This is a genomic window from Sulfitobacter sp. KMM 9851, assembly GCF_057178245.1.
In genome coordinates, this window is record NZ_CM169991.1 from 1,497,316 (window position 1) to 1,518,773 (window position 21,458).

22 protein-coding genes are annotated in these 21,458 nt (G+C 61.5%); 15 read left to right on the top strand and 7 right to left on the bottom strand.

What is annotated here, in order from left to right; genetic code table 11:
- Positions 1-14: 14 nt before the first annotated feature.
- Complete coding sequence (locus tag AC1965_RS07290) at positions 15-509, bottom strand: RNA polymerase sigma factor (protein WP_483886621.1); 495 nt, start codon at positions 507-509, stop codon at positions 15-17.
- Between the two features lie 244 nt (positions 510-753).
- Between AC1965_RS07290 and AC1965_RS07295 the strand changes: the two genes are divergently transcribed.
- Positions 754-1,014, top strand: a complete 261-nt coding sequence (locus AC1965_RS07295; protein ID WP_483886622.1) for an EF-hand domain-containing protein — start codon at positions 754-756, stop codon at positions 1,012-1,014.
- A 134-nt stretch (positions 1,015-1,148) separates the two neighbouring features.
- On the opposite strand, the gene AC1965_RS07300 is transcribed toward AC1965_RS07295, so the two are convergent.
- A complete protein-coding gene (locus AC1965_RS07300; protein ID WP_483886623.1) occupies positions 1,149-2,687 on the bottom strand; it encodes a trimethylamine methyltransferase family protein in 1,539 nt (512 codons plus the stop codon).
- Between the two features lie 395 nt (positions 2,688-3,082).
- Between AC1965_RS07300 and AC1965_RS07305 the strand changes: the two genes are divergently transcribed.
- Positions 3,083-3,685: an outer membrane protein gene (locus tag AC1965_RS07305; protein WP_483886624.1), complete on the top strand. Its 603-nt coding sequence runs from the start codon at positions 3,083-3,085 to the stop codon at positions 3,683-3,685.
- Between the two features lie 145 nt (positions 3,686-3,830).
- Here the strand turns inward: AC1965_RS07305 and AC1965_RS07310 are convergent, their stop codons facing one another.
- Both AC1965_RS07310 and AC1965_RS07315 read right to left on the bottom strand, forming a co-directional pair.
- Positions 3,831-5,012: a pyridoxal phosphate-dependent aminotransferase gene (locus AC1965_RS07310; RefSeq protein WP_483886625.1), complete on the bottom strand. Its 1,182-nt coding sequence runs from the start codon at positions 5,010-5,012 to the stop codon at positions 3,831-3,833.
- Positions 5,013-5,064: 52 nt separating this feature from the next.
- Positions 5,065-5,421 (bottom strand): MmcQ/YjbR family DNA-binding protein, encoded by a 357-nt coding sequence (locus AC1965_RS07315; RefSeq protein ID WP_483886626.1) that lies wholly within the window; start codon positions 5,419-5,421, stop codon positions 5,065-5,067.
- A gap of 208 nt (positions 5,422-5,629) precedes the next feature.
- On the opposite strand from AC1965_RS07315, the gene cysS reads away from it, so the two are divergent.
- The 4 genes from cysS to AC1965_RS07335 all read left to right on the top strand — a co-directional run bounded on the left by cysS (position 5,630) and on the right by AC1965_RS07335 (position 10,359).
- The gene (gene cysS / locus AC1965_RS07320; RefSeq protein WP_483886627.1) at positions 5,630-7,099 is read left to right on the top strand and encodes a cysteine--tRNA ligase; all 1,470 of its coding nucleotides are present in this window, start codon (positions 5,630-5,632) and stop codon (positions 7,097-7,099) included.
- A gap of 169 nt (positions 7,100-7,268) precedes the next feature.
- A complete protein-coding gene (gene cimA / locus AC1965_RS07325) occupies positions 7,269-8,885 on the top strand; it encodes a citramalate synthase (protein WP_483886628.1) in 1,617 nt (538 codons plus the stop codon).
- A complete protein-coding gene (locus AC1965_RS07330; protein ID WP_483886629.1) occupies positions 8,882-9,598 on the top strand; it encodes a class I SAM-dependent methyltransferase in 717 nt (238 codons plus the stop codon). Before cimA ends, AC1965_RS07330 begins: the two co-directional genes overlap by 4 nt.
- A complete protein-coding gene (locus AC1965_RS07335; RefSeq protein WP_483886630.1) occupies positions 9,595-10,359 on the top strand; it encodes a squalene/phytoene synthase family protein in 765 nt (254 codons plus the stop codon). Before AC1965_RS07330 ends, AC1965_RS07335 begins: the two co-directional genes overlap by 4 nt.
- 164 nt (positions 10,360-10,523) lie before the next feature.
- Here the strand turns inward: AC1965_RS07335 and AC1965_RS07340 are convergent, their stop codons facing one another.
- Positions 10,524-11,732: an MFS transporter gene (locus tag AC1965_RS07340; RefSeq protein WP_483886631.1), complete on the bottom strand. Its 1,209-nt coding sequence runs from the start codon at positions 11,730-11,732 to the stop codon at positions 10,524-10,526.
- A gap of 119 nt (positions 11,733-11,851) precedes the next feature.
- Between AC1965_RS07340 and AC1965_RS07345 the strand changes: the two genes are divergently transcribed.
- From AC1965_RS07345 to AC1965_RS07360, 4 genes are all read left to right on the top strand, one after another.
- On the top strand, positions 11,852-12,586 hold the full coding sequence (locus AC1965_RS07345) for a precorrin-6A/cobalt-precorrin-6A reductase (protein WP_483886632.1): 735 nt from the start codon (positions 11,852-11,854) through the stop codon (positions 12,584-12,586).
- Complete coding sequence (locus tag AC1965_RS07350; protein WP_483886633.1) at positions 12,568-13,218, top strand: DNA-3-methyladenine glycosylase family protein; 651 nt, start codon at positions 12,568-12,570, stop codon at positions 13,216-13,218. Before AC1965_RS07345 ends, AC1965_RS07350 begins: the two co-directional genes overlap by 19 nt.
- Positions 13,215-13,880, top strand: a complete 666-nt coding sequence (locus AC1965_RS07355; protein ID WP_483886634.1) for an alpha/beta hydrolase — start codon at positions 13,215-13,217, stop codon at positions 13,878-13,880. Before AC1965_RS07350 ends, AC1965_RS07355 begins: the two co-directional genes overlap by 4 nt.
- Before the next feature lie 136 nt (positions 13,881-14,016).
- Positions 14,017-14,601: an HNH endonuclease gene (locus tag AC1965_RS07360; protein WP_483886635.1), complete on the top strand. Its 585-nt coding sequence runs from the start codon at positions 14,017-14,019 to the stop codon at positions 14,599-14,601.
- Between the two features lie 93 nt (positions 14,602-14,694).
- On the opposite strand, the gene xth is transcribed toward AC1965_RS07360, so the two are convergent.
- Entirely contained in the window at positions 14,695-15,477 is a 783-nt protein-coding gene (gene xth / locus AC1965_RS07365) for an exodeoxyribonuclease III (RefSeq protein ID WP_483886636.1), read from the bottom strand.
- 369 nt (positions 15,478-15,846) lie between these two features.
- On the opposite strand from xth, the gene AC1965_RS07370 reads away from it, so the two are divergent.
- Positions 15,847-16,116 carry a hypothetical protein gene (locus AC1965_RS07370; protein ID WP_483886637.1) on the top strand — a complete coding sequence of 90 codons (270 nt, stop codon included), beginning with the start codon at positions 15,847-15,849 and terminating at the stop codon, positions 16,114-16,116.
- 60 nt (positions 16,117-16,176) lie between these two features.
- A complete protein-coding gene (locus tag AC1965_RS07375) occupies positions 16,177-17,244 on the top strand; it encodes a DUF6902 family protein (protein WP_483886638.1) in 1,068 nt (355 codons plus the stop codon).
- 113 nt (positions 17,245-17,357) lie between these two features.
- On the opposite strand, the gene AC1965_RS07380 is transcribed toward AC1965_RS07375, so the two are convergent.
- Positions 17,358-17,681: a HesB/IscA family protein gene (locus tag AC1965_RS07380; RefSeq protein WP_483886639.1), complete on the bottom strand. Its 324-nt coding sequence runs from the start codon at positions 17,679-17,681 to the stop codon at positions 17,358-17,360.
- An 83-nt stretch (positions 17,682-17,764) separates the two neighbouring features.
- Here AC1965_RS07380 and AC1965_RS07385 point away from each other — a divergent pair, with 83 nt between their 5' ends.
- The 3 genes from AC1965_RS07385 (at position 17,765) to argS (ending at position 21,391) form a co-directional block, all read left to right on the top strand.
- A complete protein-coding gene (locus AC1965_RS07385; protein ID WP_483886640.1) occupies positions 17,765-18,925 on the top strand; it encodes a deoxyguanosinetriphosphate triphosphohydrolase in 1,161 nt (386 codons plus the stop codon).
- A gap of 57 nt (positions 18,926-18,982) precedes the next feature.
- Positions 18,983-19,570 (top strand): Rossmann-fold NAD(P)-binding domain-containing protein, encoded by a 588-nt coding sequence (locus AC1965_RS07390; protein WP_483886641.1) that lies wholly within the window; start codon positions 18,983-18,985, stop codon positions 19,568-19,570.
- A 126-nt stretch (positions 19,571-19,696) separates the two neighbouring features.
- Positions 19,697-21,391 (top strand): arginine--tRNA ligase, encoded by a 1,695-nt coding sequence (gene argS, locus AC1965_RS07395; RefSeq protein ID WP_483887003.1) that lies wholly within the window; start codon positions 19,697-19,699, stop codon positions 21,389-21,391.
- Positions 21,392-21,458 lie beyond the last annotated feature (67 nt).

Genomic DNA, 21,458 nt, shown 5'->3' on the forward strand with positions numbered 1-21,458 from the left:
CCCCAATGGCGCTACTACAACATCTCCGCGACCGAACTGTCGGCGTCCAAACCCAGATCCGCGCGCAACCGGGCGCGGGCGCGGGACAGGCGCGACATCACGGTCCCCAGCGGCAGCCCCGTCTGAGTGGCCAGCACCCGTGGGCTGGTTTCGCCCCCCTGCACCAGCGTCATCAGTAGGGCCTGATCATCGGGCAGGCGGGTGATGGCCGCACGCAGTTCGCGGCAGGCCAGTCGGGCCGGGCCTTCGGGGTCGGTCAGGGCCATTTCATCTGAAAGCTCAACCATCTCGCGCCGCTGGCGCCAGCGCTGGCGTGCCAGATTGTGCAGCATGATCATCGCATAGCGGTCGGGTGTGTCGATCCGGGTCTTCCCGCGCAGCACCTGCAACAGCCGGACCGCGACCTCCTGGGCCAGATCGTCGGCGTCGTCGGCGGTGCGGCACAGACGGCGGGCGCGGCGGGTCAGGCGGGGCAGTAGCTGTCGGAGGATGTCAGTCTGCTTGGTCATGGGTATCGCCTCATATTGTTGTTTTGGCGCAGATTGCCCAGTTTCGCCGGTTCAACCAGTGGGGGAGTTTTCGCCGATCCGCGGTACCGGGGCTTTTTGGGCGACGCCCCGCCCAAGCGGATCGTCCAGATCGGCAGGCAACCGCGTGCCGCAACCGCGCCGGGACGCAAAGCGCCGTTACCGCATCTGTCTAGGGGAAGGCCGAGAACGCCTTCATATCAGAACCAAGAAATGGAGTATCCAAATGACACGACTGAACAAATTCGCCGCTGTCGCGATCACGACCCTGTGTGTGCCTGCCTATGCGATGGGCTCGGGAGCGTCTGAGGTGGACGCAAATGGCGATGGCCTGCTGAGCGTGACCGAAGTTCAGGCGGTGTATCCAGAAGTCACCGCCGAACAGTTCTCGGCCATGGATCTGAACGCCGATGGTGCACTTGACGATGCCGAAGTGCAGGCAGCGACAGAGGCCGGCATGATCCCCGCCGCCCCAACCGAAGGCTAAGGCATGTCGCGCACTTTCCCGAAGGTGCCGTAAGAACAGCCGGGGGATGTTACCTCGTGTCCCCCGCCGCTGTTTCAGGGCCCGGTTTCCCACAACCGGGCCCTGTTGTTATCTGGTCAGGACGAGGCTGCCCATCATGTCGGCAGGTGGATATTGAACCGGGCCCGAATGGCGTGATCTACGGCCGGATCAAACCGCGCCGCCGCAGGTTGGCTCAGAATATCCTCCTTGCGCGCGGTGGCCCGCGCCAGCAGGTCCGGCTTGCCCTTTTCCACCCATTCCTTGGGTGACGTCCGGTCGCCCAATTTGGGATATACGTGGTCCAGTTCCATCCGGCTGAGTGTTTCGTCGGTGCCCAGATAATGCCCCGGCCCCCCCATGCAGACCGCGCGCATCTGGTCCAGCGCAAGCGTGTCGTCATTCACCTCGATCCCCCGCACGCAGCGCAGGGCCTGACCGATCAGGTCATCACCCAAGATCAGGCTTTCGTGGCAGAAGCCCAGCAGTGACGCATGCATGCCCGCCGCTTCATAGACCATGTTCAACCCCGACAGCCCTGCCATGACGTTGGAACACATCTGTTCCCATCCTGCCTGCATGTCGGGCAGCTTGCTGTCGGCGATGCCAGCGGCTGCACCGCCGGGCAGGTCGTAATAGTGGTGCATCTGCGCACAACCCGCCGTCAGCAGTGCCTGTTCGCCCGATCCACCCGTCATTGCGCCAGACCGCAGGTCAAGCCCGAAGGGCCAGGTACCAAAGACGGCCGGATGCCCCGGCTTGACCGCATTAACATAGACCAGCCCCGCAAGGCATTCCGCCACCGCCTGCACAATGGCGCCCGCTATGGTCGAAGGTGCGGTGGCTCCGGCCATGCCAGCCGACAGCAGCAGTACGGGCATCCCACCGGCTATCACATGCTCCATCACCTGACAGGATTCGGTGGCGAATTTCATCGGCGGCACGACAAAGCAGTTGGAGTTGCTGACAAATGGCCGTTCGCGCCACTTGTCCTCGCCGCCTGCGATCATGTGCAGCAGTTCCAAGCCATCTGCGACAAACGCGGGTTCGCTGAACGACACGCCCACATGTTTGCGGGTGCCGGCACAGCAGGCATAGATCGAATTGACGTCCATCTCGCGGTTGTCGGGGATGTCGCGACAGACCATGGGGCGTTGCAGGAAATGGATATTGTCCAGCACGTCGGCGATCCGTGCGGCATCGTGCAGATCCTGTACCCCACATTCGCGGTAATTGCGCCCCTGTGCGTCAACCAGATGCACCGCCGCCCCGGCGGTGCCGTAGTGCACGCGGGTGCCAGACAGGTCCAGATCATGCGCCGGGTCGCGGCCATGCAGGGTGACGCTTCGGTTGGCGCGCGCGATGGTGTCTTCGACCAAGGCGCGCGGAAAACGGATGCGGCCATCGTCACCTAGAATCGCGCCCGCCCCCGTCAGATGTTCAACGCCCGAAGGCGGGGCATCGGCAAGCCCGATTTCCTCTAGCGCCCGTAACGCTGCGTGGTGAATGTTGTCCATATCCGCGGCAGTCAGAGGGGTATAGGTGCCGCCCGACATGCCGGGGCGCACGGGGCGTAGATGGGCGGCAAGTGGGGCCGCACGGGCAGCGCGCCGCGCGGCGCGGCCACCGGTGCGGGCGGGAGATTGATCAGTCATGGTATGGGTCCGGGAAAAAGGGTCAGGGCAGGTGGCGCACTTGCTATAGATGCGCAGGTGCTCCGCGTGCGGCGCGACCGCGTTCTGCTCCGATGGTGCGCTTCACACGCGCAATGATGCACAAATCAACGTTCAATCGCCCACTCCTACATGGGATCATGCTGCAAAGCCTGCCGGCTACCGTCTGTCCTGTTTGCGACGCGGCGCTTGGTTTGCGACCCATGCGCACACAGTAAGGAACGGCGGCGATTGGCCGATCAGTCGTGACAAATGTGCAGCATCCTGCCCATCGCGATTCCGTGATGGGCAATCTGTGAAACCCAAGCCTAAGTCAGGCGTTGCGTGAATGACCCCGCCAACGTGCGGGTGTTTCAAATGTAACGAAGGAGCAGAATATGAAACGTACGACAACGCTTGCCGCAATCGCTTTGATGTCCACAACAGCTATGGCTGGCACAGCATTTGCAGGTTCGCTGCAAGAGCCAGTGGTGGAAGCGCCCGTATATACACCCGCGCCAGAGCCAGTGGCTTACGGCGGCGACTGGACTGGTTTCTACACCGGTCTTCAGTTGGGCTATGCCGACGTCGACAGCAACGGTGCCGGTCTTGACGGCAGCGACAACACATACGGTTTCCACGCCGGTTACGACTATGACTTCGGTCAGTTCGTTCTGGGTGGTGAGCTTGACTACGACAAGGGCGATATCGACCTTGGCGGCGGCGCAGCCACAATCGATTCCGTGGCCCGTGCCAAAATCAAGGGCGGTTACGACCTTGGCAACACGCTGATCTACGCAACAGCAGGTGCGGCACGTGCCGACACCAGCGGTGGCGACGAGTCGGGTGCCTTTGCTGGCCTCGGCATGACCTACAAAGTAACTGAGCGTTACACCGTGGGTGCCGAAGTTCTGCAGCACAAGTTTGACGACGTCGGCGGCGTGGCCGGTAACGACCTGGATGCGACCACCTTGTCGCTTCGCGGTTCGCTGCGGTTCTGATCTGCTCCTAGCTTGGCACCCGGCAGACGGGTGCCACCAGACACTGTAGCGGCGGGGCTGGCATGTAATGTGCCAGCCCCGTTCTTTGTTGGGTCACGCGATGTTGGGTCACGCGATATCGTAAAGCTTGGGGCGCGCCCGGATCCTACGTGCGCACGACCGCCAGTTCTTTGGCAAAGGCGCATAGTGTCTCTAGCGCCGCGGCAAAGGCCGTATCGTCGACCGTCATCGCCACGCGCACATGCCCCGCCGCCGCTTGACCAAAGCTTTCGCCCGGCATCACGGCAATATGGTGGGCGTCCAGCAGGGCATAGGCAAACTCTTGGCCCGTCATCCCGGTCGCACGTACATCCAGCATCAGATACATCGCGCCCTGTGCGGGGACGAGGGTCACGGTATTTTGCTTGGCCAATGCTTTCTTTGCCATCAGACGGCGGCGGGCAAAGGGCGCGCCAATTTCTTCCTCCAGTGGGTTCCCCTGCTGGAGCGCAAAGACAGATGCATCCTGAATGAAGCCCGGCACGCCATAAGTCGTGTGGGTGGCAAGATTAATCAGATCACCGATGATATCCTCTGGCCCCACGATCCAGCCACAGCGCGATCCGGTCATGGCGTGCGATTTCGACATCGACCCAATCACCAGCGTGCGGTCGGCCATGCCCGGCAGCGCGCGGGGACTGATGTGCGCGCCCTCCCAGATCTGGGTGTCATATACCTCGTCAGAAATCAGCCAAAGGTCATGTTTCTGGCAGACATCTGCAATGCCTTGCAGCGTGTCGCGGGAATAGACGACGCCAGTGGGGTTGTTGGGCGAATTGACCAGCAGCGAAACGGCCCCTGCCGCCTGCGTGTCGATATCCGCTGCGCGCGGTTGAAAAGCATCCTCGGCGCGGGTCTGGATGGCGACGGGTACACCGCCGGCCGCGCGGATCGTGCCGGGGTAGGTGGCATAGAAGGGATCAAGGTACAGCGCCCGATCTCCACTGTCGCAACAGGCTACATGCGCGGCAAAAAGCGCCGCCTGCCCGCCGGGGGTGATCATTACGTTGGCGCGGGTCGTGGCGACGCCGGTGCGCGCCTCAACCCGTCGGGCGACGGTATCGCGCAGCGCGTCGGTGCCTGGTACAGCGGCATAACCTGTATGCCCAGCCATTGCGGCGCGATGCATGTCTTGCAAAATCGGTGCGGCGGTGCGGATGTCATGTTCGCCAATGGTCAGTTCGGTCACCGCGACACCATCGGCAATCATCTGGCGGGCGCGGTTGAACACTTCCCAGCCGTCTGACCCGCCGCCCAGCAATCCCGTGATACGTTCTGATTTTTTCATGACATGCCCCATTTAGATGATCCGGGCAGGGGCGCAGAGCCGATCTGATTCGTCAATCGGCCCTGATGGCGCGTGCAGGCAAAGCGGCCTGGGCCTTTTTCGTCATGCCCGCGCGGATCAGATCATAAGAGTGTTCCAACCGGTGGCGCAGATCGTCGTGCGGCGTGTCCCAGTCCAGTAAGACCCAGCTCTTGTGGAAATAGGGCGCGCGGGCGGCCGCCCCGACGTCGATCAGCATCTGCGCGGTCTCGACGTCCGGTGTTTTCACCGAAACGCCTGTGCCCAACGAACCGATACAGGCAAACATCTTGCCGCCGACCTTCCAGGCGTCATGGCCGCCGCCCCACGGGTCCGACACCTCGGCCCCCGGAAACGGGTGGCAGATACCATTTACGATCTCGCGGGTCATGGCATGCAGGATGCCAATAGCGCCCCGCGCTGACAAGAGGCTTGGCGATCTGGCCCCGGCTTGCTACAACCACCCTATGAACACAACAACGCTCATTATTTGCTGCATTACCCGCTGAGACATCCTCGCGGGCCGCTGTTCACGTCATTCCCATTCTGACAAAACTATGCCAAGCCCGCGCGACACCCGCGTAAGGACGCCTGCCTCCATGACCCAAGAACAGACCCGTGATCTGACGATCAAGCTGCACAACACCGCCACGCGGCGCAAAGAAGAATTTGTGCCAATCGACCCGGACAATGTGCGCATGTATGTCTGTGGGCCCACAGTGTACGACCGCGCCCATATCGGCAACGCGCGCCCCGTTATCGTTTTTGACGTGCTGTATCGCCTTCTGCGTTATCGGTACGGCGACGATCACGTGACCTATGTGCGCAATTTCACCGATGTGGACGACAAGATCAACGCACGCGCGGCCGAGAGTGGGCGCTCCATTGGCGACATCACGGCAGAGACAACCCAGTGGTATCTGGATGACATGGCCGCCGTGGGCGCACTGGAGCCGTCGATCAAAGATGGTGAGCATCAACGCGCCATGCCGCGCGCGACGCAGTATATCCCCCAGATGGTCACGATGATCGGCGGGCTGATCGCGGATGGCTACGCCTATCCGGCAGAGGGCCACGTTCTATTCCGTGTGCGCAAATATGCAGAATATGGCGCGCTGTCGGGGCGGTCTGTTGACGATATGATTGCTGGCGCGCGGGTCGAAGTGGCCCCCTACAAAGAAGACCCGATGGATTTTGTCCTGTGGAAGCCGTCAGACGAGAACTCACCGGGGTGGGACAGCCCCTGGGGTAAGGGGCGTCCGGGCTGGCACATCGAATGTTCGGCCATGGCACATGATCTGCTGGGCGAGACATTTGACATCCACGGCGGCGGTCTGGATCTGCAATTCCCGCATCATGAGAACGAGATCGCCCAATCCAAATGCGCTGGGCACGGCTTTGCCAACTATTGGCTGCACAACGAGATGTTGCAGGTCGAGGGCAAGAAGATGTCCAAAAGCCTGGGCAATTTCTTTACCGTGCGGGATTTGTTGGAGCAGGGGGTGCCGGGTGAGGTGATCCGGTTTGTGATGCTGAGCACGCATTACCGCAAGCCGATGGATTGGACAGAGAAGAAGCGGGCGGAGGCGGAGAAGACGTTGCGGAAGTGGCGTGCCTTGGTCAATGCTGCACAAGGCACTGGAAAACCAAATGCTGATTTTTTGGGGGCCTTAGTGGATGATCTAAATACATCCAAGGCAATCACCGTGTTGAAGGTGCTTGGTAAGGCGATCGAACAGCAGCAACGTGGTGATGTTTCCCAAACCCAAATTGAAGAATTTGCGGCGAGCGCCCGACTACTCGGTTTGCTGGAAGATAACGCTGAGATGGGTGCCTGGATATTAGATGGTGCGGTAGAGCGGTTAGCCAATGCCGCTACGCTGGAAGATTTACAAAAAGCTCTCATCGTTGCGCGGCAAGAGGCACTTGATAGTAAAGACTTTACTACTGTGGATAGGTTAAAGGGGCTATTACTCGACGCCGGGGTGAACGTGCAGATGAGTAAAACAGAAGTGATTTTGGCGCCCGGCCCCAACTTCGACCCCGCTAAACTGGACGCCCTCAAATGACCTCTCTCCAACATAAGAACACCGCCCGGCCCTGGGGGGGCGAGAAGCGCCCTCCGTCAAACCACAGGTTTGCCTTCGGCAAAACGGGGGTGGTTGGGCGCTGTTCGTGCAAAGGGCACGAACGGGTGTTTGATGCGGCTGTCCGCCTGAATATCATCGGAGGTCAGCCATGACCCGCGAACGCCTCTACCTCTATGACACCACCCTGCGCGACGGGCAGCAAACCCAGGGCGTGCAATTTTCCACGGATGAAAAACGCCAGATCGCCAGTGCCCTCGACGCGCTGGGCGTGGACTATATCGAAGGCGGTTGGCCCGGCGCCAACCCCACCGATAGCGCCTTTTTCGACGCCGCCCCCCAGACCCGCGCGCGCCTCACCGCCTTTGGCATGACCAAACGCAATGGCATGTCGGCCCAGAACGATGACGTCCTGGCCGCCGTGCTGAACGCGGGCACAAAATCTGTCTGCCTCGTCGGCAAAACCCATGATTTCCACGTCAAAACCGCGCTGGGCATCGCGCTTGATGAAAATACCGATAACATCGCCAAATCCGTCGCCCATCTGGTCGCTCAAGACCGGGAAGCGCTGTTTGACGCAGAACATTTCTTTGACGGCTACAAGGCCAACCGCGACTACGCGCTGCAAACCATCCGCGCCGCCTATGATGCAGGCGCGCGCTGGATCGTGCTGTGTGACACCAATGGCGGCACCCTGCCTGCGGAAGTGGGGCTGATCACCGCCGCCATCATCGCGTCGGGCATCCCCGGCAGCCACATCGGTATCCACACCCATGACGACACCGAAAACGCGGTGGCTTGCACGCTGGCGGCGATCGACGCAGGCGCGCGGCAAATCCAGGGCACGCTGAACGGTTTGGGCGAACGCTGTGGCAATGCCAACCTCACAGCGCTGATCCCGATCCTGCTGCTGAAAGACCCCTACGCCAGCCGCTTTGACATCGGTGTTTCGATGCAATCGCTTGCCGGGCTGACCCGCACCAGCCGGATGCTGGATGAAATCCTCAACCGGGTGCCGATGAAACAGGCGGGGTTTGTCGGGTCGTCTGCCTTTGCCCACAAGGCGGGCCTGCACGCCAGCGCTATCGCCAAAGACCCCACAACCTATGAACACATCGACCCCGCGCTGGTCGGCAATACGCGCATCATTCCGATGTCCAACCAAGCCGGCCAATCCAACCTGCGTAATCGGCTCGAAGCTGCGGGCCTCACTGTGGCCAAAGATGACCCCGCGCTGGGGCGCATCTTGGACGAGGTCAAGGACCGCGAGGCGTTGGGCTACGCCTATGACACCGCGCAGGCAAGTTTCGAGCTGCTGGCGCGCAAGGTGCTGGGGCAGTTGCCCGATCTTTTCGAGGTCAAACGCTACCGGGTCACGGTGGAGCGGCGCAAAAACAAATATGATCAGATGATCAGTCTGTCCGAGGCGGTGGTCGTGGTCAAAGTCGACGGCGAAAAACGCCTGTCGGTGTCCGAGAGCATGGACGAAGACGGCTCTGACCGCGGCCCCGTCAACGCGCTGGCCAAGGCGCTGGCGAAAGACCTTGGGCAATATTCCACGCTGCTCGATGATATGCGCCTCGTCGACTTCAAGGTGCGTATCACGCAAGGCGGAACCGAAGCTGTGACCCGCGTCATCATCGACAGTGAAGACGGGCAGGGGCGGCGCTGGTCCACCGTGGGCGTCAGCGCCAACATCATCGACGCGTCGTTCGAGGCGTTGCTCGACGCGATCCGCTGGAAACTCATCCGGGACAGTGCCACATGACCGATACAACCGCGTTTTTCACCCTGCACCGTGATCTGCCCCGCGAAGGACCGGGCGAGGCGGCGGATGTCGTCTGGGCCGTTGCCCAAGCCGCTTTGCCGCCCAAACCCGATATTGCCGACGTCGCCTGTGGCCCCGGTGGTGATATCGCCGCCCTGCGCGCTGCGGCCCCAAGTGGCCATGTCACCGCATTGGACAAAACCGCGCATTTTGTCGATGCCGCGCGGGCCCAGTTTGCCAGTGATCCTAACGTCACCGTGCTGCGCGCCGACATGGGGGCCATCGCCAACCAATACGACATGATCTGGTGCGCGGGCGCTGTATATTTCCTCGGCGTGACCGAGGCCCTGACGCGCTGGCGCAAGTCGCTGCGCCCCGGCGGGGTCGTGGCCTTTTCCGAACCGTGTTATTTCACTGATACGCCTTCGGAGGCCGCCCGCGCGCTTTGGTCCGACTACCCGGCCATGGGCACCGAGGCCGACATCGCGGCACGCGTCACCACCGCCGGCTACGACGTGCTGGCCACCCGCCGCCTCGCCCCCGCAGCATGGGAGGCCTATTACACCCCACTCCAAGCACGCATTGCGCAACTGCGCCCCGGCGCAGATGCGGCTTTGGGTCAAGTGCTCGACGAGACCGAAGCCGAGATCGCCAATTGGCGCGCGCATGGCGACGCCTACGGGTATCTGCTGACGGTGGCCCGGCCCACATGAGCTTTGACGCCGACCTGACCGCCTGCGCTGCCATGGTTGAACGTGCCGATCCCTGGCGGTTTCGCGCGACGATGGCGGCACCGCTTGCCGCACGTCATTTGCTGTTTCCGCTCTATGCGTTCAATGTTGAAGTAGCCCGCGCGCCCTGGGTCACCCAAGAGCCGATGATCGCAGAGATGCGCCTGCAATGGTGGCGCGACATCTGCGAAGAGATCGCCCAAGACCGCTCTGTGCGCCGTCACGAGGTCGCGACCCCGCTGGCCCGCGTCATCACACCTGCTGATGCGCTGCTCCTGGATGAGCTGGTCACGGCAAGACGGTGGGATGTTTACCAAGATCCGTTTGAGGACGAAACGCATTTTGCGCAGTATATCGACCGCACTGCTGGCCACCTGATGGTGATCGCCGCGCGCCGTTTGGGACAGGTCGACGAAGCAGTCGTGCGCGATGCCGCTTATGCCGCAGGCATCGCCGCCTGGCTGGCCGCCATCCCCACCCTCGAAGAAAAGGGGCGTATTCCCTTGCTGGATGGCACTGCCAAAGCGGTGGCCGCCATGGCCGACACCGCGCTGCAGCGTCTGGCCAAAGCCCGCAAGGCCCGCCACAAAATCTCACGCAACGCCGCCCCGGCGCTTCTCCCAGCCGCGATGGCAGGCCCTGTACTGCGCGCCGCGCGCCGTGATCCGGGACGCGTCGCCGCGGGTCAGTTGCCAGACCCACGCCAGCATTTTGCCCTTCGGGCCTTGTTCACCCGCTGGTAACCCTTTCTTTTTGGTTCTAAATATTCCTGGGGGAGGAGCCGAAGGCGCCCGGGGGCAAAGCCCCCGATCAAATTGACGGTGCGGGCAAAGCCCCCGATCAAATTGACGGTTTGGGCAAAGCCCCCGATCAAATTGATGGTGCGGGCAAAGCCTCCGTTCAGCGGCTAGCTTAGCTGCGTCACTTTGGACCGTGTCATCAGCCAGACCAATGCCCCGCCTGCCAGTAACAAAAACGGCACCATGGCGATATTGACTGCGGCCCAACCCTCAACGGCCGTGCCGCCGGAGCAGTTCATCAAGCCGCCAGAGGCCAACGATGCCACGGTCACGCCACCAAAGACCAGCAGGTCGTTCAACCCCTGCATCCGCCCGCGCTCGTGTGGCTCATGGGCGCCCGCCAGCATCGTGGTCGCACCAATAAAACCAAAGTTCCAGCCCAGCCCCAGCAGAATGAGTGCGACAAAGAAATTACCCAGGTCGACCCCTTGCAGGGCGACAAGCCCGGCAGCCGCCAAAATGACAAGCCCCAGCCCCATGATCTTTTCCACACCAAAGCGTGCGATCAGGTGGCCGGTGAAAAACGACGGTGCAAACATCGCCAACACATGGCCGGTCACGACATAGCCCGCACTGTCTTGCGAGTAACCGCAGCCGACCACCGCCAGTGGTGTCGAGGTCATCACAAGGTTCATTAGCGCATAGGACACCATCCCACAGATCACCGCCACGGCGATGCGCGGCGTCGTCAGCAATTCCCAGCGGGTGCGGCCCTTGGGGGCGTCGACGGAAGGTACTGGCGGGGCGGGGATATTGATGAACAGAAACAATAACGATCCCACGGCATTCAGAACGACAACTGCCAAATATGTCCCCAAGAATGGCACAACGAGGCTGGTCGAGGTGGCACTGGCGAGTTGTGGCCCCAGCACGGCAGAGACAAGCCCCCCCGCCATGACATATGAAATCGCCTTGGGCCTGAAATCATCCGAGGCGGTATCGGCAGCGGCAAAGCGGTAAAACCCCTGCGCTGACATGTAGACACCCGTCAAAAGCGACCCCAACAGGAAAACTGGGAATGACGCAAGATACAGCCCGTAGGCTGCGACAGCGGCCCCCGTAGCCCCGCCAGCGGCGCCCACAAAGAAACCGGCGCGGCGTCCGAAACGTTGCATAATCGCCGAGATTGGCGTCGCCGACAGCATGGACCCTAGCACGATCATGGAAATCGGCAGCGTCGCCAGACAAACGTTGCTGGCCAGGGATTGCCCCGCCAGACCGCCGACGAGAAATATCATCGGCATCTGCGCCCCTAGAAATGCCTGTGCTGCCACCAGCACCGCCACATTGCGCTTAGCGCGGCCGTCGTCGATCATACGAAACATCCTACTTTATCGCCAAGGCGTAGCCCCGCACCCGGCCAAGAGCAACCCCCCACGCGCCGCCGCGCCAACTGGCTCTTGCGTCTGGCCCGCGCGTGCCTAATGTCGCGCAGATGGGGCATGGTCTTGATATTCTTTTGCTGGCGGGCAGTGCCGAGGCGCGTCAGATTGCACAGCAGTTGGTGGCACAGGGGCACCGCGTCAGGGCATGGCTGTCCGAGCCGCCGCGCGGGACCAGCCCGATGCCCGTGCCCTTTGACATGCAGCGGTTTGATGATCCGGCGCAGGTCGCAGCGGATATGGCGCGGTTCGACGCCGTGATTGATGCCAGTCACGGTTTTGATGGCACGATGAGCGCCGCAGGGTTCGCAGCGGCACAGGTACGTGGCTTGCCGTTTGTCACATACGCGCGACCCGGCTGGCCGATTGATGACCCTTTGCTGCGCGCAGTGCCGGATGTCGCGGCGGCGGCCCGTGCGGTGCGCCCCGGCGCGCGGGTTTTCTGCGCGACGGGCTGGACCAGCCTGCCTGCCTTTACCCCGTTTCCCGGTGCGCGCCTCTTGCTGCGCCAGACCAGCCACCACAACCGCCCCGCACCCTATGATTTTGTCGATCTCGTCTTTGGCGACCCACCCTTTACCCAGAACGGCGAGGAGGCGCTGTTTCGCGGGTTGCAGGTCGACCAACTGATCTGCCGCAATCTGGGCGGAGAGGCCAGCCGCCCCAAGGTCGACGCGGCGTTGGCGATGGGGATCGACGTGATCTTGATTGATCGCCCGGCATTGCCGCAGGGTGCGGCGCAGGTTTGGAGCATCACTGATGTTTTTGATTGGGTGGCGCACCTGTGACGCCGCCGGGCCGGGTCATCACCTGCGACGCCGATGTGGCCGAAGCCGCCGCGTGGCTCGGTTCCGCCGAGCCGCGCTTTTCACATGCGCTTGCCCAGACGGGTCCGCTGCCGCTGCGCCTGCGCCCACCGGGGTTTGCCGCCCTGCTCGACATCATCATCAGCCAGCAGGTCAGCGTTGCATCTGCGGATGCGATACGGGCACGGCTGGCCGCCGCTGGACTGACCACGCCAGCGGCGGTGACCGCTGCGGGAGAGGCGGGGCTGCGCGCAGCGGGGTTGAGCCGACCCAAGATCCGCTATGCCCTTGCGCTGGCAGAGGCTGGTTTTGATTTCAACGCGCTTGGGAGCAAAGAAGATGACGCCGTTCTAGCCGACCTGGTCGCGCTGCCCGGCATCGGCCCATGGAGTGCGCAGATCTATGCGATGTTCTGTCTGGGCCGTGCCGATGTGTTTCCGTCCGGCGATCTGGCCTTGCAGGAATCGGCGCGGGTGTTGTTTGATCTGCCATCCCGCCCCACACCACAGGACCTCGCACAGATGGCCGCCGCATGGTCACCCTGGCGGTCGGTTGCAGCACGGCTGCTCTTTGCCTACTACCGGACTATAAAACAACGGGAAGGATTAACATGACACGGGTTTTGAACGCTGAGCGCCGCGCGCCGCTGTCTGGGGACGTGCGGTCGGTCGTGGTCTTTCTACACGGATACGGTGCCAATGGCGCCGATCTGCTGGGCTTGGCCGATCCGCTGGCCGAACATCTGCCGGACACGCTGTTTGTCGCACCCGATGCGCCCGAAGCCTGCGCCGGCGCGCCGATGGGGTTTCAGTGGTTTCCCATTCCCTGGATCGACGGATCCTCAGAGGAAGAATCGATGCGCGGCATGTCCAGTGCCGTCGAAGATCTGAATGCCTTTCTTGATGCCCTGATGGTTGATGAAGACGTGATGCCGGAACAGGTTGTTCTGTTCGGCTTTTCCCAAGGTACGATGATGGCCCTGCATGTTGCCCCGCGCCGCGAAGATGCGGTGGCCGGCGTTGTGGCGTTTTCCGGGCGCCTGCTGGACCCCGAGGCGCTGGCCACTGACGCCCTGGTCAGGCCCCCGGTGCTGCTGGTGCATGGCGATCAGGACGATGTGGTGCCGCCACAATCGCTGCCGCAGGCCGCCGAGGCCCTACAGGAAGCGGGCTGGAAAGACGTCTTTGCCCATGTGATGAAGGGCACGGGCCACGGCATCGCACCGGATGGGCTCAGCGTCGCACTGGCCTTTATGCGCGACAAACTGAGCCTTTAGCGACGCCGCGGAACAGACTGTCATCTGCCTGTAACTTCTGCGCGCCATCACTGGCGCATCTAGTGGTCCACCTTTGGCTTGCCAGAGCGAAACCACGAGATATAGTAGATACAAACGGGCAGAGGACGCACCCCAGATGGATGGTGATTTCAGGACCGAATTTACCCGCCATCCGGCGGGGCTCAAACACCGGCCAGCGCTGGTGTTGAATGCGGATTACCGACCGCTCTCCTATTATCCGCTGTCGCTTTGGCCCTGGCAGGAAGCGATCAAGGCGAAATGGCTCGACCGGGTCGATATCGTTGCCGAATACGACGACGTGGTGCGCAGCCCTTCGACGGTGATCCGAATACCGTCGGTCGTGGTGCTGAAAGACTATGTAAAACCTCAAAAGCGCGTGGCCTTCACGCGCTTTAATTTATTTCTGCGCGATGAATTCTGCTGCCAATACTGTGGCGCGCGCGGCGAACTTACCTTTGACCACGTGGTGCCACGGGCCTCTGGCGGGGTGACAAGCTGGCAGAATGTGGTCGCCGCCTGTAGCCCGTGCAACCTGCGCAAGGGCTGTCGTCCGCTGCATCAAACCGGGCTGAACCTGCGCAAACCGCCGCGCCAGCCCGGTGCCGAGGAATTGCGCAACATGGGCCGCAAATTCCCGCCCGGTCACCTGCACGAAAGCTGGATGGATTTTCTGTATTGGGATGCCGAACTTCAGGCCTGACTTGTATTTGGCCGACATATCCCTTGATGGGCAGGTGTGACACAGGCCATCGTGGGCCGAAAGCGCCATGCAGCACCGCAAGAGGTGCGTATCTCAGATATCCAGATCAACCCAGACCGGAACGTGGTCTGACGGTTTGTCACGCCCGCGCACATCCTTGTCGATCTGGCAGTCGCGCAGGGTATCGGCGCAGGCCGGTGACAGTAGGAAATGGTCGATACGAATACCATTGTTACGGTTCCACGCGCCTGCTTGGTAATCCCAAAAGGAATAATGTCCCGGCCCTTGGGTACGGGCGCGGAAAGCTTCGGTCAGTCCGAGGTTTAGCAGACGCCGCCAAGCAGCGCGCGATTGCGGCAGGAACAGCGCGTCATCGCGCCAGCTGTCGGGTTTGGCCGCGTCTTCGGGCTGTGGGATGATATTGTAGTCACCCGCCATCAGGAACGGGATTTCCTCGGCCAGCAGCGCCTCGGCACGGGCCTGCAAGCGTTGCATCCATGCGAGTTTGTAGTCGTACTTCGGCCCCGGGGCAGGGTTGCCATTTGGCAGGTACAGCCCGCAGACCCGCAGCGGGCCCTTATCGCCGATAACCGTGGCCTCAATCCAGCGGGCCTGGTCGTCATCATCATCGCCCGGCAGCCCGCGAGTGACATCCTCAAGCGGCAGTTTGGACAGGATCGCGACGCCGTTAAATGATTTCTGCCCGTGCGTCTCAAGGTTATAGCCCCGGTCCTCGAAAATCTCGCGGGGGAAGTTTTCGTCCACCGATTTGATTTCCTGTAACACCACAACGTCAGGCTGCGCCTCGTCCAGCCATTGCGGTAACGCCTCGGCGCGCGCCTTGATGCCGTTGATGTTAAAACTGGCGATTTTCATGGTAGCGGCCCCCGGCTGATTATCCCATCTGCTATCGCGCAATCACGGCGCTGGGGCAAGGGTCGCGGTGACGACCGTAGGGGGATTCGCGGCCACGAAAATCAACTATACCGGGATTAAGTTTCAAGGCAGAACCGAACTTTGGCATGATTTAGCCCTGTTAATAACAAATTTATGATGCTGTGCACAACTTTAGGTAGATCGCTGATTGCGGGGGGTTAGCCGACGATGTGGATGTGGATAAGCGTTTGACATCAATTGGTTAATCAAATTTTCAGTTGGCATAACACCTTTAAGCTGCATCAATTGCTTCACTACACTTCTAGATTGCATCGCCGAAAGGCATCCACCTTCAGAAAGGACGTAACAATGACAGCCGTTGCATATTCCCAGCCCCCCCTGAGCCGCGCACAGTCTCGCTTTGACGACACTATGTTGATGGGGGACGGCACTGACCTGTTCACCTCCGGTTCTGCGCCCTGCGGGTCTGATTTGATGATGGGCGACGGGACCGCGTTGTTCACCACAAGTTGCCTGTCAGACGGCGACGCCGTCCAGCTCTTTACGACCTCGTGCCAGGAGGCGGGCCGGTTGATGGGCGTGGGCGACGGGGTCGCGCTGTTCACCACCAGCTGCTGAGACAATCTGTCGGACAGCGGTGGTGCATGCCGCTGTCTGCCCCAAAGGATGGAGTTGAGAATGACCAATGTCGTTGCACTAAGACCGCCAGCACATCAGCCCGACGACCACCGCCTCGCGGCGCTGATCGACGGATTTGCCTGCCAGCGCCGCGCGCGACAAGACGTTTTTTGGCTAAAGGAAAATGCCGAGTTGCTGGGGGCTCTCGCCAGCGGTGGCACCGACGTGCCGCTGGGTGCGCTGGCCCCATGGCACGACTATTACACTCAAATTGAACGCAGCTTGCGCGATTTTCCACAGTATTACCGCTTTATTCTCTCCATCGGGCTGGATCTTGAGGCGCTGGGTATGCCCGGCACCCGTGCAGAGGCGCTTTGCGCGCAGACGGTGTCGGCGGGGCTGGCAGAGGCGGAACTGTCTGATCTGCAACGCGCAGAGGCGCGGCGTCTGTTGACCCGGCGCGGCCAGGCGATGCCCGTCGGCCATGGCGCGCTTGGCGCGCGGCTGCGCCGTTTCATCACCCGCAGCGAGACATTTGCCACGCCCAACAAGAAAGCGGCCTACGAGCTAACGCACATTGTTTTCTATCTTTCAGATTACGGGCGCATCACGCCAGAGTTAGACGCCGCCGTATCGGTGAGCCTGGAATATGCCGGGTTGTTGGCCTTTCTTGACCGCAACATGGATCTGCTGGCCGAGGTCTGTGCCGCGCTGCGCTTTGCCGGGCAGGTGCCAAGCCCGGTATGGGAGGCGGCGGTCGCGGCGGCGCATGGCGCCTTTGTGCTGCGCGACGACGCGGGCGCCGATTTGAATGACGGTTATCACGAGTGGTTGCTGACCGGTTGGTCCGCGCAGATTGCGCAGCGCGGTGGATTGCAAGCACCGGTGCCGGGCGGTGCGCTGCGTTTTGGTCGGCTGGGGCAGGGCGCCCGCGATTCTGCGCTGCGTCCGATGGCTGCCTGTATCTGCGACATGGGCCCGCGCCGCAGCGGGGATTGGGGCCGGATGCGTCCGCATGTCATGAGCTATCTTGGCGCCGAAGCGCATGCGGTGCTGGTTGAAGCTGAAGGCTCAACCACGCGATTTGACAGCTTCTTTGAGGGGTTCGCGCGCGCCGAAGCGGTCTAGCGGCCCCTTGCGGCGCAACAGATTTCAATACACGTCACACCCTTTGGGTGTGACGCGCCTCCAACGGGACGTTTATCTGGCAAAGTGCGCAGGATCACATCGAAAAGACAGGATCACATCGAAAAGGATGTGCCACAGCCGCAGGCCGCCGTGGCGTTGGGGTTTTCGATGGTAAAGCGCGCGCCGATCAGCTCTTCGGAAAAATCGATGACAGCATTGGCGAGGAAGGGCAGCGACACCGCATCAACCACGACCTTTTGCCCCGACCCTTCGAGGATCAGGTCATCGTCGGCGGGTTCATCCAGCGCGATATCGTATTGAAAGCCTGAACATCCGCCGCCTTCGACGGCGACGCGCAGGGCTTTGCCATTATCGGCGGCGCCGATCTCGGCGAGCCGCTCAAAGGCGCGGGGGGTTACTTTTGGTGGCAAGTTCATTCGCGGGCTCCGATGCATCGGTTTCCATCTGGTCTAGTCTATCATATAGAAAGCGTAAGGACAGGCCACAAGGACCAGCCGCAATGCGCGCATCTTTTGCCTCTGATCCGGCCACAGCCAGGGGACGGTTGGTGCCGGAGGAGGAAAGCACGTTTCGATCCTGCTATCAGCGGGACCGGGACAGGATTATTCACGCCTCCGCCTTTCGGCGGCTCAAGCACAAGACGCAGGTCTTTGTGGAGCATGAGGGCGATTATTTTCGCACCCGTCTGACCCATTCCATCGAGGTGGCGCAGGTTGCGCGTACCATTGCGGGGGCGCTGGGGTTGAACGGTGAGCTGACCGAGGCAGTGGCGCTGGCGCATGATCTGGGACACACGCCCTTTGGCCACACCGGAGAAGACGCATTACATGCGTTGATGGCGCCCTATGGCGGCTTTGACCACAACGCGCAGGCGATCAAGATCGTCACCGATCTGGAACGGCACTATGCAGAATTTGACGGGCTGAACCTGACCTGGGACACGCTGGAGGGCATTGCCAAGCATAATGGCCCGGTAAAGGGCGATCTGCCTCATGCCTTGGCGAATTATAACCTGCGCCATGATCTTGAACTGCACACCCATGCCAGTGCGGAGGCGCAGGTGGCAGCACTGTCGGACGATATTGCCTATAACAACCATGATCTGCACGACGGTCTGCGCGCCGGGCTGTTCACCGAAGCCGAGATTGCCGAGCTGCCAATGGTGGGTGCGGCCTATCATGAGGTGGACCGGCTTTATCCCGATACCAACAGCTATCGACGCAGGCACGAGGCGTTGCGCCGCGTGTTCGGGGTAATGGTCGCCGATGTGATCGAAACCTCGCGCGGAATACTGGCGGCGTCGGGGGCGCACTCGGCGGCGGAGATACGGCATCTGGGTTATCCGGTTATCCGGTTTTCTGACACCGTTTTCAATGATCTGCGCGCGATCCGCACGTTCCTCTTTACCCGCATGTACCGCGCACCATCGGTGATGGAAAACCGCGCCAAGGTGACAAAGGTTGTCGAGGACCTGTTTCCGCTGTTCCTGTCGCAGCCCGACCTGCTGCCGCGTCATTGGGCCGATGCCATTGCCGCCGCCGCGCAGGACGAGACCACGCTGGCACGGATGGTGTCAGATTACATCGCCGGCATGACCGACCGCTTTGCCCTGCAAGAACATGCGCGGCTCTTTGGCAGCGATCTGCGCGACTTTCGCTAGGGCGACAAAAGTGCTATCGCGGATGGCGAACAAGCCGGTGCAATACTCATGATACAGATGCCCATCCTTCAAGAGACGACCATTGCCATTTTCGCGGCCAGCCGTGGACCGGGGCCTGCCGTGGCTCATGAGGCGGCCCAGCAGGGGGCGCGTATCGTGGCGATAGATGGCAACCCCGTGGCGCTGAGTGAAATCGCGGGGCTGCACCCGGTCAAGATTGAGACGCTGGTGATGAGCGGTGATCAGTTGGAAAACCTGCGGCAATTGAAAGACAGTTGGGGGGCGGTGCCGACGGACCTGGTGCTGAACCTGCTGCCGCTTGATCCGCGGGTCGAGATCACGGCGCAGATGCGCGGGCTGTCGGCCCTGGTACAGGCGATGGGCCGTGGCGTGGTGGCCGGTAAAGGCGCCATCGTGACCGTGGTCGAACGCCCACGCGAGGCCCTGTCGCTAACGGCGCAGGGCATGCTCGGGGCTGTGGATCATGCATGCGCTGCATTGGGCCGTGAACTGGCCGCCTGGTCGGTGCGGGTACATGTGGTCACTGTGCCGCAGGGCCAGGCCGAGATGGCCATGAAAACCGTGCTCTATCTTGGGTCTGACGCGGGGCGTTCGGTGCAAAGCGGGCGCATTGATCTGGGCTAGATCGGGCTGTGCCGACCCGGCTGATTGACTGCACCTTCCCAAGTGATACATGAGCGGGGAACAAGGATACCCGAAATGAACTTATTTGCTGAAATTCGCAACCTGATCGTCGCCACGCTGGAAAGAATGGTGGCACAGGAAGCACTGCCTCCAACCCTGAATTTTGACGCGATCACAGCCGAGCCGCCGCGCGATGCCTCCCACGGCGACATGGCGACAAACGCGGCGATGGTACTGGCAAAGCCCGCAGGCATGAAACCACGCGACATTGCCGAGGCATTGGCAGCGCAATTGCTGGCCGATCCGCGCATCATCTTTGCCGATGTGGCGGGGCCGGGGTTCTTGAACTTGCGGTTGGCGCCGTCGGTCTGGCAGTCGGTTGCGGGTCAGGTGCTGGCGCAGGGGACAGATTTTGGCCGCGCCTTGCTGGGCACCGGCCAGCGTGTGAACGTGGAATATGTCTCGGCCAACCCGACCGGGCCGCTGCATGTGGGCCATACCCGTGGCGCAGTTTTTGGTGATGCGCTTGCCAGCCTGCTGGATTTTGCGGGCTATGACGTGACGCGTGAATATTACATCAACGACGGCGGCGCGCAGGTCGATGTGTTGGCGCGCTCCGTCTATCTGCGGTATCTTGAGGCAAACGGCCAAGAGGTCGCCTTTCCCGATGGGACATATCCCGGTGATTATCTGGTCCCGCTGGGTCAGGCACTGGCGAAAATGCACGGCGATGCTCTGGTTGGCCAACCCGAAAGCGAATGGCTGGACGATATCCGCGACTTTGCCACCGATGCGATGATGAACCTGATCCGTGATGATCTGGCCTCGCTGGGTGTGGAAATGGATGTGTTCTACAGTGAAAAGTCGCTTTACGGCACCGGACAGATTGAGGCCGCCATTGCCTCTCTCGAAGCCAAGGGGCTGATCTATGAGGGTGTATTAGAGCCGCCAAAGGGCAAGAAGCCCGAAGATTGGGAGCCGCGCGAGCAGACGCTCTTTAAGTCCACGCAACACGGCGACGACGTGGACCGTCCGGTCAAGAAGTCGGACGGCTCCTGGACCTATTTCGCGCCCGACATCGCCTATCACTATGATAAGGTGCAGCGCGACTTTGACATGCTGATTGATGTTTTTGGCGCCGACCACGGTGGTTATGTCAAACGTATGAAGGCGGCGGTTTCGGCGCTGAGCGACGGGCATGTGCCGCTCGATATCAAGCTGACGCAACTGGTGAAGCTGTACAAAAATGGCGAGCCTTTCAAGATGTCCAAGCGGGCAGGGACGTTTGTCACCCTGCGCGATGTGGTCGAACAGGTGGGCCCCGATGTAACCCGCTTTGTCATGCTGACGCGCAAAAACGATGCGATGCTGGATTTCGACTTTGACAAGGTGATGGAGCAGAGCCGCGAAAACCCGGTGTTCTACGTGCAATATGCCCATGCGCGTGTGGCGTCGGTGCTGCGCAAGGCGGCAGAAGCCGGGATTGCGGTGGATGATGCCACGCTGCGGGACGCTGATCTGAGCATGTTGGATCATGACGCCGAAATCGGGCTGCTGCGCAAGCTGGCGGAATGGCCGCGTTTGGTGGAAACCGCTGCGCGCAGCAATGAGCCGCACCGTGTGGCCTTCTATCTTTATGAACTGGCGTCGGATTTTCACAGTCTCTACCACCTTGGCCGGTCCGAAGACGGGCTGCGCGCGGTGCAGGAGGACGATCCGGCCACCAGTCAGGCGAAAATCGCCCTGTCGCGTGCCGTGGCGATTGTAATTGCGGCAGGTCTTGGTATTCTTGGGGTCACTCCGGCGCAGGAGATGCGGTAAACGCACCAGCGCGCCGATACAGGCTAACCCCAAGACCAGACCCGCATGGCGATGTACCGTGCCGGGC

Coding starts and splice junctions, on each gene's coding strand:
- AC1965_RS07390 (WP_483886641.1), top strand. CDS start 18,983: ATGCCCATCCTTCAAGAGACGACCATTGCCATTTTCGCGGCCAGCCGT.
- AC1965_RS07370 (WP_483886637.1), top strand. CDS start 15,847: ATGACAGCCGTTGCATATTCCCAGCCCCCCCTGAGCCGCGCACAGTCT.
- xth (WP_483886636.1), bottom strand. CDS start 15,477: ATGAAAATCGCCAGTTTTAACATCAACGGCATCAAGGCGCGCGCCGAG.
- AC1965_RS07355 (WP_483886634.1), top strand. CDS start 13,215: ATGACACGGGTTTTGAACGCTGAGCGCCGCGCGCCGCTGTCTGGGGAC.
- AC1965_RS07310 (WP_483886625.1), bottom strand. CDS start 5,012: ATGAAAAAATCAGAACGTATCACGGGATTGCTGGGCGGCGGGTCAGAC.
- AC1965_RS07385 (WP_483886640.1), top strand. CDS start 17,765: ATGCGCGCATCTTTTGCCTCTGATCCGGCCACAGCCAGGGGACGGTTG.
- argS (WP_483887003.1), top strand. CDS start 19,697: ATGGTGGCACAGGAAGCACTGCCTCCAACCCTGAATTTTGACGCGATC.
- AC1965_RS07360 (WP_483886635.1), top strand. CDS start 14,017: ATGGATGGTGATTTCAGGACCGAATTTACCCGCCATCCGGCGGGGCTC.
- AC1965_RS07345 (WP_483886632.1), top strand. CDS start 11,852: ATGGGGCATGGTCTTGATATTCTTTTGCTGGCGGGCAGTGCCGAGGCG.
- AC1965_RS07290 (WP_483886621.1), bottom strand. CDS start 509: ATGACCAAGCAGACTGACATCCTCCGACAGCTACTGCCCCGCCTGACC.
- AC1965_RS07315 (WP_483886626.1), bottom strand. CDS start 5,421: ATGACCCGCGAGATCGTAAATGGTATCTGCCACCCGTTTCCGGGGGCC.
- AC1965_RS07305 (WP_483886624.1), top strand. CDS start 3,083: ATGAAACGTACGACAACGCTTGCCGCAATCGCTTTGATGTCCACAACA.
- AC1965_RS07340 (WP_483886631.1), bottom strand. CDS start 11,732: ATGATCGACGACGGCCGCGCTAAGCGCAATGTGGCGGTGCTGGTGGCA.
- cimA (WP_483886628.1), top strand. CDS start 7,269: ATGACCCGCGAACGCCTCTACCTCTATGACACCACCCTGCGCGACGGG.
- AC1965_RS07330 (WP_483886629.1), top strand. CDS start 8,882: ATGACCGATACAACCGCGTTTTTCACCCTGCACCGTGATCTGCCCCGC.
- AC1965_RS07300 (WP_483886623.1), bottom strand. CDS start 2,687: ATGACTGATCAATCTCCCGCCCGCACCGGTGGCCGCGCCGCGCGGCGC.
- AC1965_RS07380 (WP_483886639.1), bottom strand. CDS start 17,681: ATGAACTTGCCACCAAAAGTAACCCCCCGCGCCTTTGAGCGGCTCGCC.
- cysS (WP_483886627.1), top strand. CDS start 5,630: ATGACCCAAGAACAGACCCGTGATCTGACGATCAAGCTGCACAACACC.
- AC1965_RS07375 (WP_483886638.1), top strand. CDS start 16,177: ATGACCAATGTCGTTGCACTAAGACCGCCAGCACATCAGCCCGACGAC.
- AC1965_RS07295 (WP_483886622.1), top strand. CDS start 754: ATGACACGACTGAACAAATTCGCCGCTGTCGCGATCACGACCCTGTGT.
- AC1965_RS07335 (WP_483886630.1), top strand. CDS start 9,595: ATGAGCTTTGACGCCGACCTGACCGCCTGCGCTGCCATGGTTGAACGT.